The 15921-nt window shown below is 53.8% G+C and carries 13 protein-coding genes; 4 read left to right on the forward strand and 9 right to left on the reverse strand.

Features of this window, described 5'->3' with window-relative positions; genetic code table 11:
- Positions 1–55: 55 nt before the first annotated feature.
- From pepN to dusB, 7 genes are all read right to left on the reverse strand, one after another.
- Positions 56–2659 (reverse strand): aminopeptidase N, encoded by a 2604-nt coding sequence (gene pepN / locus Q3O06_RS00525; RefSeq protein ID WP_301816999.1) that lies wholly within the window; start codon positions 2657–2659, stop codon positions 56–58.
- Positions 2660–2869: 210 nt separating this feature from the next.
- Positions 2870–3664, reverse strand: a complete 795-nt coding sequence (locus Q3O06_RS00530; RefSeq protein ID WP_301817001.1) for a 3'-5' exonuclease — start codon at positions 3662–3664, stop codon at positions 2870–2872.
- Positions 3665–3780: 116 nt separating this feature from the next.
- Positions 3781–3915, reverse strand: a complete 135-nt coding sequence (locus Q3O06_RS00535) for a hypothetical protein (RefSeq protein WP_301817003.1) — start codon at positions 3913–3915, stop codon at positions 3781–3783.
- Between the two features lie 498 nt (positions 3916–4413).
- The gene (locus Q3O06_RS00540; protein ID WP_301817129.1) at positions 4414–5283 is read right to left on the reverse strand and encodes a lipid A biosynthesis lauroyl acyltransferase; all 870 of its coding nucleotides are present in this window, start codon (positions 5281–5283) and stop codon (positions 4414–4416) included.
- Between the two features lie 50 nt (positions 5284–5333).
- Entirely contained in the window at positions 5334–5870 is a 537-nt protein-coding gene (ruvC, locus tag Q3O06_RS00545; RefSeq protein WP_013448539.1) for a crossover junction endodeoxyribonuclease RuvC, read from the reverse strand.
- A gap of 2 nt (positions 5871–5872) precedes the next feature.
- Positions 5873–6112, reverse strand: coding sequence for a Fis family transcriptional regulator (locus Q3O06_RS00550; protein WP_002213092.1), 240 nt, complete (start codon positions 6110–6112; stop codon positions 5873–5875).
- Between the two features lie 29 nt (positions 6113–6141).
- On the reverse strand, positions 6142–7152 hold the full coding sequence (gene dusB / locus Q3O06_RS00555) for a tRNA dihydrouridine synthase DusB (RefSeq protein ID WP_301817130.1): 1011 nt from the start codon (positions 7150–7152) through the stop codon (positions 6142–6144).
- A gap of 214 nt (positions 7153–7366) precedes the next feature.
- On the opposite strand from dusB, the gene Q3O06_RS00560 reads away from it, so the two are divergent.
- Both Q3O06_RS00560 and Q3O06_RS00565 read left to right on the forward strand, forming a co-directional pair.
- Complete coding sequence (locus Q3O06_RS00560) at positions 7367–8740, forward strand: DEAD/DEAH box helicase (RefSeq protein ID WP_301817006.1); 1374 nt, start codon at positions 7367–7369, stop codon at positions 8738–8740.
- A gap of 178 nt (positions 8741–8918) precedes the next feature.
- Positions 8919–10157, forward strand: coding sequence for an NAD(P)/FAD-dependent oxidoreductase (locus Q3O06_RS00565; RefSeq protein WP_301817008.1), 1239 nt, complete (start codon positions 8919–8921; stop codon positions 10155–10157).
- A 76-nt stretch (positions 10158–10233) separates the two neighbouring features.
- Here Q3O06_RS00565 and lysS read toward each other — a convergent pair whose 3' ends face one another.
- Together lysS and Q3O06_RS00575 are read right to left on the reverse strand one after the other, a co-directional pair.
- Positions 10234–11745: a lysine--tRNA ligase gene (gene lysS, locus Q3O06_RS00570; RefSeq protein WP_301817010.1), complete on the reverse strand. Its 1512-nt coding sequence runs from the start codon at positions 11743–11745 to the stop codon at positions 10234–10236.
- 154 nt (positions 11746–11899) lie between these two features.
- Positions 11900–13153, reverse strand: a complete 1254-nt coding sequence (locus Q3O06_RS00575; RefSeq protein ID WP_301817012.1) for an NRAMP family divalent metal transporter — start codon at positions 13151–13153, stop codon at positions 11900–11902.
- 316 nt (positions 13154–13469) lie between these two features.
- Here Q3O06_RS00575 and Q3O06_RS00580 point away from each other — a divergent pair, with 316 nt between their 5' ends.
- Together Q3O06_RS00580 and Q3O06_RS00585 are read left to right on the forward strand one after the other, a co-directional pair.
- Positions 13470–15266 (forward strand): aminopeptidase P family protein, encoded by a 1797-nt coding sequence (locus Q3O06_RS00580; protein ID WP_301817014.1) that lies wholly within the window; start codon positions 13470–13472, stop codon positions 15264–15266.
- Between the two features lie 17 nt (positions 15267–15283).
- Positions 15284–15610, forward strand: a complete 327-nt coding sequence (locus Q3O06_RS00585; protein WP_301817016.1) for a hypothetical protein — start codon at positions 15284–15286, stop codon at positions 15608–15610.
- Positions 15611–15921: the final 311 nt, after the last annotated feature.

A 15921-nucleotide genomic window follows, 5' to 3' on the forward strand; every position in this document is an offset into this window, starting at 1 on the left:
CGTCTGAAAAGCGGAACGAGCTTTCAGACGGCATTGTTTTTTCTGTTTGACGGCCTCAATCCAAAATCTTGCCGACGATTTCGCCTACGTCTTTCGACAATCCTTCCTGCGCCCGAATGCGCTGCAATGCTTGTTTTACCAAGTTTTTGCGGTGCGGCTCGAGCTTGTTGCAGAGGTTGAACGCCTGCACTAGGCGGGCGGCGACCTGCGGGTTGAAGCGGTCGATTTCGATGACTTTGTCGGCGATGAAGCGGTAGCCGCTGCCGTCTTCTGCGTGAAAATGCGGGACGTTGCGGCTGAAGCTGCCGATGAGCGAACGGGCTTTGTTGGGGTTTTCGAGGCTGAATTTCGGATGCTGCAAGGCGGTTTGAACCTGTTGCAGGGTGTCGCTGCGGTGGCTTAAGCCGACGAGGGCGAAATATTTGTCCATCACCAGCGCGTCGTCTGAAAACTTGTCGGCAAACTGCGCCAGCAGGCGGTTGCGCGTATCGCTTTCGTTGCCGTTGACGGCGGACAGGATGCCCCATTCGTGGGTCATGTTTTGTGCCATTTCGCCGTATTTTTCGGCAACGGTTTTAATGTGCGCGGGGTCGGCGCGCAGGACAAAGGCGCGGCAGACGTTGCGCAGCGTGCGCCAGCCGGCGGTTTCGGGGCTGTATTCGTAGCTTTGGTTTTCCTGCTTCGCCGCCTGACGGTTCAATTCGTGCCATTTCGGCAGGAAGTGGACGGCAAGCGTATCCAACAAGGCTTCGCGCGCCTGATGGTAGCGCAGCGGGTCGATGTTTTCCGCGCCGTCCCACAGTTCGGCTTCGGACGGCACACCCAAAAGCAGGGCTTTGAAGGCGTTATCCAAGAGGTCGTCTGAAATGACTTTTTCAACGGCGGCAAGCAGTTTTTCGTGTTTCGGCAACTCGACGCCGTCTGAAAGCGCGGCAAGGTTGGCGGCAACGGCGCGACGGTAGAGCGTTTGGGCGGCTTCCCAGCGCGTGAAAGCGTCGCTGTCATGGGCGAGCAGGAGCAGCAGGTCGTCGTCGCTGTACGGATAATTCAAATGCACCGGCGCGCTGAACCCGCGCAGCAGCGAGGGAACGACGGCTTCGGTTACGCCTTCGAGCGGGAAAGTCTGTTCGGCTTCGGTCAGCAGCAACACGGCTTCGGTCGCGCGTTTGCCCTGATAATCGAATGCCACCGCTTCGCCGTTGCGGTTCAGCAGTCCGATTTTGATGGGAATCATCATCGGCTGTTTGTCCACCATATCGGGCGTGGGCGGCACGGTTTGTTTAATGGTCAACTCAAAAACATTGTTTTTCAGACGACCTTCAGCTTCCAAAACAGGCGTTCCCGCCTGGCTGTACCACAAGGCGAACTGGTCGAGATTAATGCCGTTCGCGTCCGCCATCGTCGCGCGGAAATCGTCGCAGGTAACGGCCTGTCCGTCGTGGCGTTGGAAATAGAGCTTCATGCCTTTCTGGAAGCCCTCTTCACCGAGCAGGGTGTGATACATCCGCACCACTTCCGCGCCTTTTTCATAAACGGTCATGGTGTAGAAATTATTCATCTCCTCATAGCTGGCGGGGCGCACCGGATGCGCGGTCGGGCCTGCGTCTTCGGGGAACTGGTGCTGGCGCAAAAGGCGGATGTTTTCGATGCGGCGCACGGCGCGGCTGGCGCGGTCGCCGGAAAACTCTTGGTCGCGGAACACGGTCAGCCCTTCTTTCAGCGAAAGCTGGAACCAGTCGCGGCAGGTCACGCGGTTGCCCGTCCAGTTGTGGAAATATTCGTGTCCGACCACAGATTCGATGCCTTCGAAATCGGTATCGGTGGCGGTGCGGCTGTCAGCAAGGACAAATTTGGTGTTAAAGATGTTCAAACCCTTGTTTTCCATCGCGCCCATATTGAAATCGCCCACGGCGACGACCATGAAAATATCCAAGTCGTATTCCAAACCGAAGCGCGTTTCGTCCCACTTCATCGCGTTTTTCAACGATTCCACGGCAAAGCCGACCTTGGACTTGTCCACTTCTGTGGTGTAAAACTCGATTTTGACGTTTCTGCCGCTCATGGTGGTGAAACGATCTTCCGTTACCGCCAAGTCGCCCGCGACCAAAGCAAACAGATAACTCGGCTTGGCAAACGGGTCTTCCCATTTTACCCAATGGCGGCCGTCTGAAAACCCGCCGCCGTCGATTTTGTTGCCGTTGGAGAGCAAAACGGGATAGCGTTTTTTGTCCGCAACGATGGTGGTCGTGAACTTGGACATTACATCCGGACGGTCGATGTAGAACGTGATTTTGCGGAATCCCTCCGGCTCGCACTGGGTAAACAGATTGCCGCCGGAAGCATACAGCCCCATCAGCGATTTGTTTTCCGCCGGCAGGATTTCGGTTTCCACTTCGACGGTGAAGCGTTCGGACGGCACGCCTGCAATCGTCAGCGTCTCGCCTTCCAACATATAATCCGCCGCCGTCCCGTTGATTTTGACGGACAAAAGTTTCGCCGAACCGTCCAACACCAGCGGCTCCCCCACCCTCTGCGGCTCAACCGTCAAACGCGACTTCACGACGGTTTGCGGTTCGGCAATATCGAAATGCAGTTCGGTTTCGAGAATGCGGTAGGCAGGCGTTTGGTAATCTTTCAGATAATGGACGGTTTTGCTCATTTTTTTCTTTCAATATTGTTTGGTTTGACTGGAAAAGGCTTCAGACGGCACGGATACAGCTTTTAAAGCGGATTAACAAAAATCAGGACAAGGCGACGAAGCCGCAGGCAGTACAGATAGTACGGACTGTACCGGTTTGAATTTAATCCACCATATGCCGTCTGAACCGAAACGGCGGCACAAGCGTACCGCCTCCGGACAGCAGGTTTTCTATTTCCACGCTTGGACAAATTCTGCCCAATGCGGTTTGTCTTCTGTTTGGGCGGAGAGATAGTTTCTGATCCGTTTGATTTCCATTTCGTATTCGTCCGCGTCGAATCTGCCGCTGACCAGACAGAAACGCAGATACATCAAATACGTATTCACGGCATCGGTTTCGCAATAATTGCGGATTTCCTTCAGCCTGCCCGCGTGGAACGCCTCCCACACCTTGCTGCCGTCCATACCCAGCTTGCCCGGAAAACCGCACAGTTTCGCCATATCGTCCAGCGGCACATTCGCCCTCGGCTGGTAAAGCGCGAGCAAATCCATCAAATCGCAGTGGCGTTGGTGGTAGCGGCTGATGTAGTTGTTCCACTTGAAATCGCGGCTGTCGCCGAAATCGCCGTCGCCCATATCCCAATAGCGCGCGGCGTTGATGCCGTATATCAGGGAACGGTAATGCAGTACGGGCAGGTCGAAACCGCCGCCGTTCCAGCTGACCAGTTGCGGCGTATGTTTTTCAATCAATTCAAAAAACTTGGCAATCACAACTTCTTCGCCATCGTCCATCTCGCCGATTGTGCCGACGTGAACCTTGTCCTGACCCCAGCGCATACAGCAGGAAACCGCCACAACCTGATGGAGGTGGTGCTGCATAAAATCGCCGCCGGTCTGTGCGCGGCGTTTCTGCTGCGCGAACAGCACCACTTCGTCGTCCGGCAGGGAAGACGGCAAGTCATACAGCGTACGGATACCCTGCACATCGGGTACGGTTTCAATATCGAAAGCCAAAATCGTATTCATGGCAGTACCTTGCATTCAAAAACAGACTTGCGCCTATTGTGTCATTAAAAGGCGGATAAAAAAAGAGGCAACCCCCCACAGGATTGCCCCAATACCTCAAATCAGAGATTTACGCTTCACAAACAATACAGGCTTTCGCCTGCGGCTTTACCCGCGTAGCTCAACTCTACGCCGGCAAACTTTCGTTTCACCGTTTCCGATGAAACTCCGACCAATCGCGAGACTGACCGGAAAATCCTTTCAGACGGCATTGCTCCGCTGCGTCTGTAATTCTGTGTAGCGGAATGTACGCCTTTTTTCACACCTTGCCAAGTATTTTTTAAAACAGGGGAATCAAAATGCCTGATTTAGATTATTGCTTAAAATTATAAATAAACAAAATAAAATTCTATATATTTTTATAACTTGATATTAATTTAAATATTATATAAATTTTTGGCACAAAATATCTGAATATCTGTTTAATGAAAAAGGCTTATATGAGATACTTGTTTACAACCTTATGTTTTTAAACAAATTTAATTTTAATATGTTAACCGGGTTTTCGGCATCCGCCCCCTTTGTTCGCGGAATAAGCCCTAAAACCTGATTTTGGTTTTTTGTCAATCTTAAAAAGCGTTGTTTTTACAAACAACTGAACCGTTAAAACCGTCCGGCAAATCCTGTTTGCACGACCCGGATTTCAAATTTCCAAAAACAATCAGGAATTTCGACTTGAAACGCCTAATTTGTTTTGTAATTTTATGTAGTCAGTAAAAATCGGGGCTGCCTTCCGGACGGGTTTTGAAACGCTTGTGCAGCCAAAAATACTGCTCGGGATGTTCGCGCACCCTGTCTTCGATAAAACGGTTCATGCGCTGCGCGTCGGCCTGCGCATCTTCACTCGGAAAGGATTCCCAAGCAGGGTAGAAATGCAATGTAACCGTATTGTCCGCCTCCCTGACGGGAATGGCGGGTATCACTTTTGCATTTGCAAGCGCGGCAATGCGGCTCAAGCCGGTAATCGTTGCTGTCTGAATGCCGAAAAAATCCACAAAAACCGAATCATTGCGTCCGAAATCCTGATCGGGCAGATACAGAAACGGCGCGCTGCTTTTGCGGAACTGTTTGACGAGGGCGCGCAGCCCTTCGGTGCGCCCGATGAGGAAGACGTTATGATAGCGGTTTCGGCCTTTCAAAATCTGTTCGTCCAATATCTTGTTTTTTTGATGGGAATACATACTGATCAGCGGGACATCCTGATTAAGCGCGTACACCGCCATCTCGAACGCGGTAAAGTGCGGATACAGGATGATGACTTTTTCCCCCGCTGCCAGCGCGTCGTCCAAATAATGCTTATTGCGGTAGCGCACCAGCGATTTCAGGCGTTTGGCAGGCGCGTACCAATATAAGCCGTATTCGAGCATCAGTTTCGCCATGTGCCTGAAATGCTGCTTCAATACGGTTTTACGCTTTTCCTCACTCCATTCGGGAAAACATTTTGCCAAATTGATTTCACCGATACGGCGGCGCGGTTTGACCAAAAGGTAGGCAAGCAAACCCGTCAGGTCGGCAATCTTGTGCAGCAGCGCAAACGGCAGAAACTGCAAAACATACAGTACAAAAAATATAAATTTCATCTCGATACACATTTTCTTTTCAGACGGCAAAATACAAATGCCGTCTGAAACTATTGAAACCTTCCGCGCTTGACCTGCATCCCTGAAGGATTGAGTTTGGCAGCAAGCCCGTGGTTGCGTAAGGCGTGGGTCAGCGCGACGGCAAGACCGTCCGCCGCATCCGCCTGCGGCGTTCCCGAAAGCCCCAGCATCTGCACCACCATATGCTGCACCTGTTCTTTTGCCGCCTTACCCTTGCCGACTACCGCCTGTTTGACCTGCAAGGCCGTGTATTCCGAAACGGGCAGCTTATGGCTGACCAAAGCCGCCAATGCCGCGCCCCGCGCCTGACCGAGCATCAGCGTCGATGCAGGATTGACGTTGACGAACACCTGTTCCACCGCCGCCTGCTGCGGCTTGTAAACGGCAACGACTTCGCCGATGTGCCGGACGATGACGGCAATCCTGTCTGCCAGAGGCGCATCGGCAGGCGTTTTGATGCAGCCGGAGGCGACGTAAAAATGATCGCGCCCCCTGACATCGATGATGCCGAAACCCGTTACGCGGCTGCCCGGGTCAATGCCTAAGATACGGACGGTTGCCGACATATTCACAACAAACCGTGTTGAATCAGCTTCTTACGCAGGGTATTGCGGTTCAGCCCCAACATGACGGAGGCTTTGGACTGATTACCGCCGCATTGCTCCATCACACACACCAGCAGCGGTTTTTCCACCTGATGCAATACCATATCGTACACGCCGCAAGGTTCGGTACCGTTCAGGTCTTTGAAATATTGTTCTAAATTTTGTCTGATACATTGAGAAATATCGGGAAGGGTATGGGGCATGATTGCACTTTCAAAGGATAATCAAGTGTTCAGAAGGCATTTGGGCGGTAGGCACACGCCCAACGGTCGGTTTTTTCGGCAAGTCTTTCAAGATAACCTGCAAGCATGTCGTATTGCGCCGCCGCACTGTCCAAGCGGTTGATTTCACGCCGCGCCTGTTCGCCGTCGGGCATCTCGCCGATGTACCAGCCTATGTGTTTGCGTGCGATGCGCACACCGGCGGTCTCACCATAAAACGCGTGCATGGCTCGGATGTGGTTCAAAATAGTGGCGGTACATTCTGCCAAACTCAAAGCAGGCGGCAAAACACCGTGTTCGGCGTAATGTTTCAAATCACGGAAGAACCACGGTCTGCCTTGCGCACCGCGCCCTATCATAATGCCGTCTGCGGCGGTTTGTTTGAGGACGGCGGCGGCTTTTTGCGGCGAAGTAATGTCGCCGTTGACCCAGACCGGGATGTTCAGACGGCATTTAGTTTCGGCAATCAGGTCGTAAGCCGCTTCGCCTTTGTACATTTGCGTGCGAGTGCGTCCGTGGACGGCAAGGGCGGCGATGCCGCAATCTTCGGCGATTTTGGCGATAGCGGGCAGGTTTTTGTGGTCGTCGTGCCAACCCAAACGGGTTTTGAGGGTAACGGGAACGCCCGCCGCCTTGACCACCGCTTCCAAAATGGCGGCAACCAGCGGCTCGTCCTGCATCAGCGCGCTACCGGCTTGGACGTTGCAGACTTTTTTAGCGGGACAGCCCATATTGATGTCGATGACCTGCGCTCCAAGGCTGACGTTATAACGCGCGGCATCCGCCATCTGCTGCGGATCGCTGCCGGCAATCTGCACGGCAACGATGCCGCCTTCATCGGCAAAATCGCTGCGGTGCAGGGTTTTTCTGGTATTCCTGAGCGTCGGGTCGCTGGTCAGCATTTCGCACACCGCCCAACCCGCGCCGAAATCGCGGCAGAGGCGGCGGAAGGGTTTGTCGGTAATGCCCGCCATCGGCGCAAGTGCGATGGGGTTGTCGATAAAATAGCCTCCGATGTGCATAATGGGCCCGCGTTTCAAAAAAGTGCGCCATTGTACATTTTTTAAGCAGGATTTCCAATCTCCGGACGCGCCCGCGATTGGGGCGGGCACCGTTTTATGGCATAATCCGCACACAGATTCCCTGCCCCGCCACTCACAGGCGGGCAGTTTACTTTCCCCATCCTATCAGTTTCCCGCTTCAGACGGCATAAGGTCTGAAAGAAAGACTACAATCATGAGTAATCCATTTTCCTCTTTAGGCTTGGGTACGGAACTCGTTTCCGCACTGACCGCGCAAGGTTACGAAAACCCGACGCCCATCCAAGCCGCCGCCATTCCCAAAGCACTCGCCGGTCATGATTTACTAGCCGCCGCCCAAACCGGCACGGGCAAAACCGCAGCCTTTATGCTGCCCTCGCTCGAACGCCTCAAACGCTACGCCACCGCCAGCACCTCGCCCGCGATGCACCCCGTGCGTATGCTCGTGTTGACCCCGACGCGCGAACTCGCCGACCAAATCGACCAAAACGTGCAGGGCTACATTAAAAACCTGCCGCTGCGGCATACCGTCCTCTTCGGCGGTGTCAACATGGACAAACAAACCGCCGACCTGCGTGCCGGCTGCGAAATCGTCGTCGCTACCGTCGGACGGCTGCTCGACCATGTGAAACAGAAAAACATCAGTTTAAACAAAGTCGAAATCGTCGTTCTGGACGAAGCAGACCGCATGTTGGATATGGGGTTTATCGACGACATCCGCAAAATCATGCAGATGCTGCCCCGCCAACGCCAAACCCTGCTCTTTTCCGCCACCTTCTCCGCCCCGATACGCAAACTGGCGCAAGACTTCATGAACGCGCCCGAAACCGTCGAGGTTGCCGCCCAAAACACCACCAACGCCAACGTCGAACAACACATCATCGCGGTCGATACCATTCAGAAGCGCAACCTGCTCGAACGGCTGATTGTCGATCTGCATATGAATCAGGTCATCGTGTTCTGCAAAACCAAACAAAGCGTCGACCGCGTAACGCGCGAACTGGTGCGCCGCAACCTGTCCGCACAGGCGATACACGGCGACCGTTCCCAACAAAGTAGGCTCGAAACACTCAACGCCTTCAAAGACGGCAGCCTGCGCGTACTTGTCGCAACCGATATCGCCGCACGCGGCCTGGATATTGCCGAACTGCCCTTCGTCATCAATTACGAAATGCCCACCCAGCCCGAAGACTACGTCCACCGCATCGGGCGCACGGGGCGCGCCGGTGCGGACGGCGTGGCGATTTCCCTGATGGACGAATCCGAACAGAAAATGTTTGAGGCCATCAAAGAATTGACCGGCAACAAGCTGCTCATCGAACGCATCGAAGGCTTCGAGCCCCGATGGTGGGAACAGGAAGGCTCAAAACCGGAAAAAACCGAAACAAGCGAACCGAAACAGCGCAACCGCTACGAATCCGCTAGGGCTCAGCGCGAAAAAAATACCCGACCGGAAACCACGGCAAACGATGCGGGCGCGGCTTGCGGAAAAATTGCCGGACGCAGCCGCCGCAGCCGCCGGGAACACCAGCCGTGCGCCCTGCTCCAACCGCGTTACGGCGTAAAATAGCCCTAAAAATCAAATGCCGTCTGAACATTTCCGTTTCAGACGGCATTTTTCAAACCGGACTGACGCATTGGGAGCGACCACCCGCACCAGATAAATTTCTTCCGCAAACAGTTTCAGACGGCATTTGCTGCCTGTACAATATCATTTCCTTTTCCACTCAAACCATCAGGATTTCCCAATGTCCACCCAATTCGATGTCGCCGTAATCGGCGCAGGTCCGGCAGGCTCGGTCGCATCCGCCCTGCTCCGCAAAAAAGGTTATCAAGTCTGCGTGTTGGAAAAACAGCACTTTCCGCGCTTCGTCATCGGCGAAAGCCTGCTGCCGCACTGTATGGAAATGCTGGAAGAAGCCGGATTTGCCGATGCCGTGCGCGCTGAGCCCTGCTTTCAGTTGAAAAACGGCGCGGCGTTTTCGTGGGGCAGCCGTTATACCGAATTCGATTTCACCGATAAATTTTCAGACGGCCCCGGCACGACTTATCAAGTCCGCCGCGCCGTGTTCGATAAAATCCTGATTGGCGAAGCCGCCAAACAAGGCGTTGAAGTACGTTTCGGGCACGGCGTAACCGCGTTCGACAACAGCGGCGGCGTTGCCCGTTTGAGCGTGGAAACCGACACGGGCGAGAGCTATGAACTGACCGCGAAATTCGTCTTGGACGCAAGCGGCTACGGACGCGTGCTGCCGCGCCTGCTGGATTTGGAAACGCCCTCGCACCTGCCGCCACGCCAAGCGCATTTCACCCATATCGACGACAACATCACCCACCCGAAATTCGACCGCAACAAAATCCTGATTACCACCCATCCGCAACACCGCGACGTGTGGATTTGGCTGATTCCCTTCGGCGACAACCGCTGTTCCATCGGCGTGGTCGGCACGCCCGACAAACTTGCCGGCGAATCGGAAACCGTGTTGAAAGAATTTGTTTACGAATGCCCGATGCTGAACGAAATTTTGGACAAAGCCGTTTGGGAAAACGATTTTCCGTTCCGCTCCATCCAAGGCTATTCCGCCAACGTCAAATCGCTGCACGGCAGGCATTTCGCGCTATTGGGCAATGCCGCCGAGTTCCTCGACCCCGTGTTCTCGTCGGGCGTAACCATCGCGCTGCACTCCGCCAAACTGGCTGCCGATCTGTTGGCAAAACAACTCAAAGGAGAAGCTGCCGATTGGCAAACCGAATTTGCCGAACCCTTGATGATCGGCGTGGACACATTCCGCACCTATGTGGACGGTTGGTATGATTTCCGCTTCCAAAACGTCGTGTACGCGCCCGACCGCAGCCCGGAAATCAGCCGTATGCTTTCTTCGATTTTGGCAGGCTACGCGTGGGATACCGAAAACCCGTTCGTGGCGAAATCCGAACAACGCCTGACTGCCTTGTCAGAATGGGTCGGTCAGTTGGAAAGCGAATAAATCCGTACCGCCATACAAAATGCCGTCTGAATCCAATCGGGTTCAGACGGCATTTCTATTTCAACTGTTTTTATGATTACTCAGGACGCATCTGCGGGAACAAAATCACGTCGCGGATGGTTTGCGAATCGGTCAGCAGCATTACCAGGCGGTCGATGCCGATACCGCAACCGCCTGTCGGTGGCAGACCGAATTCCATCGCGCGGATGTAGTCGGCATCGTAGTGCATCGCTTCGTCGTCGCCCGCGTCTTTTTGCGCCACTTGCGCTTTGAAGCGTTCGGCTTGGTCTTCGGGGTCGTTCAACTCGGAATAGCCGTTTGCCAGCTCGCGGCCGACAACGAACAATTCGAAACGCTCGGTCAGACCTTGTTTCGTATCCGAAGCGCGCGCCAACGGGGAAACTTCGACCGGGTAATCGACAATAAAGGTCGGGTTCCACAGCTTGCCCTCGGCGCAACCTTCAAACAGGGCGAGTTGCAGGCTGCCGATGCCCGGGGACGACGGCAGGCTTTCGCCGTGTTTGACGATTTCTTTTTTCAGCCATTCCGCATCGTTCAACTGCTCGTCGGTATAGTGCGGATTGTATTTTTTGATGGCTTCAAGGATGGTCAGACGCTCGAACGGGCTTTCCAAATCGACTTCTTTGCCGTTGTAAGTGATGTTTGCCGTGCCGTTTACCGTGCGCGATGCGTTGCGGATGATGTCTTCCGCCATCTGCATCATACGTTCGTAGTCGGAGAAGGCTTCGTAAAATTCAATCATCGTAAATTCGGGGTTGTGGCGCACGGACATGCCTTCGTTGCGGAAGCTGCGGTTGATTTCAAACACGCGCTCCAAACCGCCGACCACCAAGCGTTTCAGATACAGTTCGGGCGCGATGCGCAGGTAGAGCGGAATGTCCAAGGCATTGTGGTGGGTCACGAACGGTTTCGCCGTCGCGCCGCCGGGAATCGGGTGCATCATCGGGGTTTCGACTTCGAGATAATGCTCGCCCACCATAAAATTACGCACGGATTGGATGATTTGGCTGCGTTTGATAAAGGTATTGCGCGATTCTCCGTTGGCAATCAAATCGACGTAGCGTTGGCGGTATTTGGTTTCCTGATCGCTCAAGCCTTTGTGTTTGTCCGGCAGAGGGCGCAGGGATTTGGACAGCAGGCGGATGTTGGACACGCGCACGGTCAGTTCGCCGTGGTTGGTTTTGAACAAAGTGCCTTCCGCGCCGACGATGTCGCCCAAATCCCAATGGTTGAAGTCGTCCAAAATTTCCTGGCTCACGCCTTTGTTGTTCAGATAAAGCTGGATTTGCCCGGACACGTCTTGAATAGTGGCAAAGCTCGCCTTGCCCATTTGCCGTTTGAGCATCATGCGTCCGGCAATTTTGACGGGAATGCCTTGCGGGTCGAGTTCTTCTTTGCTGATTTCGCCGTATTGGGCGTGCAAATCGGCGGCAAAGCTGTCGCGTTTGAAATCGTTAGGGTAGGCGTTGCGCTGTTGGCGGATGTTGTGCAGTTTTTCGCGGCGCAGGGCGATGATTTGGTTTTCGTCCAACTGCGGCTCGGTTTGCGGATGGTTTTGTTCGCTCATGGTATTTTCCGAAAAAATAAATCAGGCGCAATCTGTTTCAGACGACCTGATTGAATCACAAAATTTGCGCATATTTTACGCGATGTCGGTGTTTTTTTCTAGGAAAGGGCAATGCCGTCTGAAAATATTACAGACGGCATTCAGATTTTGAAACCTATGCCAAAAGTCCGCTAAGGTTCAACAGGAACAAAACGGCAAATCCGGTCAGGTAGAGCAAGCCGACAATGGCAAGGGCGTTCATACCGGCGGTAAGCCTGTGCCGTTTGTCTCCTTTGACCAGGCGGTAGTTGAGCCAGGCGAACACGGGGGCGGACACAAAGGCGGCAATCATGGCAAATTTGAGCAGATTCGCCATTACGCCGTCAAACCAGAAAATCACCGCCAAACCGCTGCCCGCCACCCAAATATTCCAAGCAAAGAGTTCGGCGTTGCCGGTTTTCTCACTGCCGCGCAGCAGGCGCACAGGTTCTGCAATGGCGCGTGCATAACCGTCCACAACGGTAATCGTCGTACCGTACATGCAGGCAAAAGCAATAAACGCCACCAGCGGACGCGACCAGTCGCCGATGGTTACCGCATACATATTGATCAGTTGTCCGATATATTTGCCGCCTGCCATCTGCACTTCTTCACCGTTACCGTATTGCACGTACGCACCCAGGGCAAGGAAGACGACGGCAAGCACGGCACTGGTGATGTAACCGACGTTGAAATCAAAAATCCCGTCATGATAAGAGGAAGGTTGGAGGTGCTGTTTCTCCGTAACCCACAAAGAATTGATGGCGGAAATTTCAATCGGCGCAGGCATCCAGCCCATCAGCGCGATCAGGAAGCCCAAACCGGCAAGCGTCCACGGTGTCGGCTCGATAAAATCGGGTTTCATCTGCATACCGCGCGACATGGCGATACCGGCGGCGGCAACCGTGGCAACCGTCAGGCTGACGATGATGATTTTGGAAACATTGTCCAAAGCCTTGTAGCGTCCGCTCGCCAGGATAATCAGGCAGGATGCCATAATCAGCGCGGAGATTGCGCCGATACCCAGTGTCAGCGAGGGAATCGCCATTTTAACGATGGCGGCGGTTACAATGGCGACCGCGCCCGCGTTGATGGTGGCGGAGGCGATACACAAAATCAGGAATACCCAAAGATAAACGCGGCTTTTCTCCGCATAACCTTCAATCAGGCTTTTACCCGTATCCAGCGTGTAATGCGCGCTGAAGCGGAAAAACGGGTATTTGAAGAGGTTGGTCAGAACGATAATCAACGCGAGCTGCCAGCCGTAAAGCGCACCTGCCTGTGTGGAGGCAATCAGGTGCGAACCGCCGACTGCCGCCGATGCCATCATAATACCCGGCCCCAATGCATTGATTTTACTTTTCCAAGTCGAAATATGTTGTTCGGACATGATTTTTCCGTATTGCTGATATAAAAATGTGTATTTTAACGTAATCTAAATACACACCAAACTGGCTTATTGAAACTTTACACCCTAATATTCCTGATTTTTCCCAATTATTTTCAGAAAAACATGCAATATGGCATTTTATGCCTGAAAGTTTACAACAAATAGCCTTGCATCGCTTTTTACCGTACAAAATATACTTTCAAATTCCTGAACGCGTTTTGCAGTCGGCAAACGATTTGATAAGATGGTTACGTTTCCCCAGCCGGTACGCCGCCATGCCGTCTGAAACCTTACACTTTCTCTGGAGAATCCGTTCATGAATACCGTATCGAATTACCTGTCCGCATTGCGCGAAGCCATGAAGGCGCAAGGCTTGGACGCACTCGTCATCCCTTCCGCCGACCCCCACCTGTCCGAATACCTGCCCGAGCATTGGCAGGCGCGGCGCGAATTGTCAGGCTTTACCGGCTCAGTCGGCACATTCGTCGTTACCGCCGATGAAGCGGGCGTATGGGTGGACAGCCGCTATTGGGAACAAGCCGCCAAACAGCTTGCGGGCAGCGGCATTGAGCTGCAAAAAAGCGGTCAAGTGCCGCCGTACAACGAATGGCTCGCGGCAAACCTGCCCGAAAACGCCGCCGTCGGCATCCCTTCCGATATGGTGTCGCTCACCAGCAAACGCACTTTGGCGCAATCACTCGCCGCCAAAAACATCCGCATCGAACACCCCGACGACCTGCTTGACCAAGTGTGGACAAGCCGTCCCACTATCCCCGCCGAAACTGTGTTCATCCACGACCCCGCCTACGTCTCCGAAACCGCCGCCAAGAAACTCGCCCGCGTGCGCGCAGTTATGGCGGAAAAAGGCGCGGATTACCACTTGGTTTCCTCGCTTGACGACATCGCTTGGCTGACCAACCTGCGCGGCAGCGACGTGCCTTTCAACCCTGTTTTCGTGTCCTTCCTGCTGATTGGCAAAGACAATGCCGTCCTGTTTACCGACCGATGCCGTCTGAACGCCGAAGCCGCCGCCGCGTTGCAAACCGCAGGTATCACGGTCGAACCTTATGCCCAAGTTGCCGACAAACTCGCGCAAATCGGCGGCGCACTGCTCATCGAGCCGAACAAAACTGCCGTCAGCACGCTTGTGCGCCTGCCCGAAAGCGTGCGCCTTATCGAGGGAATCAACCCGTCCACGCTGTTCAAATCCTGCAAATCGGAAGCCGACATCGCCCACATCCGCGAAGCGATGGAACACGACGGCGCAGCGTTGTGCGGTTTCTTCGCCGAGTTTGAAGACATCATCGGCAAGGGCGGCAGCCTGACCGAAATCGACGTGGACACCATGCTTTACCGCCACCGCAGCGTGCGACCGGGCTTCATTTCATTGAGTTTCGACACCATCGCGGGCTTCAACGCCAACGGCGCCCTGCCGCATTACAGTGCGACACCGGAAAGCCACAGCATCATTGAGGGCGACGGACTCCTGCTCATCGACTCCGGCGCGCAATACAAAGGCGGCACGACCGACATCACCCGCGTCGTCCCCGTCGGCACGCCGACCGCCGAACAAAAACGCGACAACACGCTCGTCCTCAAAGCTCATATCGCACTTGCCGAAGCCGTGTTCCCCGAAAACATCCCCTCACCACTGATAGACGCGATTTGTCGCAAACCTCTGTGGCAGGCGCAGTGCGACTACGGACACGGCACCGGCCACGGCGTGGGCTATTTCCTCAACGTCCACGAAGGCCCGCAGCGCATCGCCTTCGCCGCCCCCGCCACGCCCGAAACCGCGATGAAAAAAGGGATGGTAACCTCCATCGAACCCGGCCTCTACCGTCCGGGAAAATGGGGCATCCGCATTGAAAACCTCGCCGCCAACCAAGTCGTTGCCAACCCGCAGGAAACCGAGTTCGGCAGCTTCCTCTGTTTTGAAACCCTGACCCTCTGCCCTATCGATACACGCCTGATGGACACCGCCCTGATGACCGACGGCGAAATCGAGTGGGTCAACCGCTACCACGCCGAAGTCCGCCGCCGCCTCGAACCGCTGACCGAAGGCGCGGCAAAAGCGTGGCTGATCAAACGCACCGAACCACTGGCGCGTTAAACGGCACGGCGCAAAAAATGCCGTCTGAAGGCCCTTCAGACGGCATTTGTTTCCCAAAACATCCCGCACTTTTTTCATCTTGCCGCAAGCAAATACCAATCCGTTTTGTGGCAAATACACAAAAAGCCCGATGCCGTCTGAAACCCCAAACAGGCTTCAGACGGCATTTATCGCGGATGAAAACAGAAAATACCCATATCGTCATTCACACGAAAGCAGTTGCACAGGGCAGGCTTCAGCCCACCAACTCCCACCATCTTCATCCTAAAATCCCGTCATTTCCGCGAAAGTGGGAATCCGATTTGTTCGGTTTCAGTTTTTTTGAGATTTTGGGTAACTTTTAAACCGTCCTTACCGCCTACGCGGGAATAACGGGATTTCAGGTTTCTGTTTTTGATTTTCTGTTTTTGCGGGAATAACGAATTTCAAAGTTACGGTGTTATTAAAAGGTTGTGTTTTAGTAATCTGTTGATTTCAATTATTTACAAGGGAAAAAACAATTATTTTTTCGGTTAGGAAGAAACCTATCCTGTTGAATATATTGAAACCAAATACGCCTATCAACAATATATTAAAATACAGCCTATTAAAAAAACAGAAATCTCTCCACCACCATTCCTACCTTCGCAAAATAGCGCAAAATGCCGTCTGAAAC

Source organism: Neisseria maigaei (assembly GCF_958267405.1).
Classification (GTDB): Bacteria; Pseudomonadota; Gammaproteobacteria; order Burkholderiales; family Neisseriaceae; genus Neisseria; species Neisseria bergeri.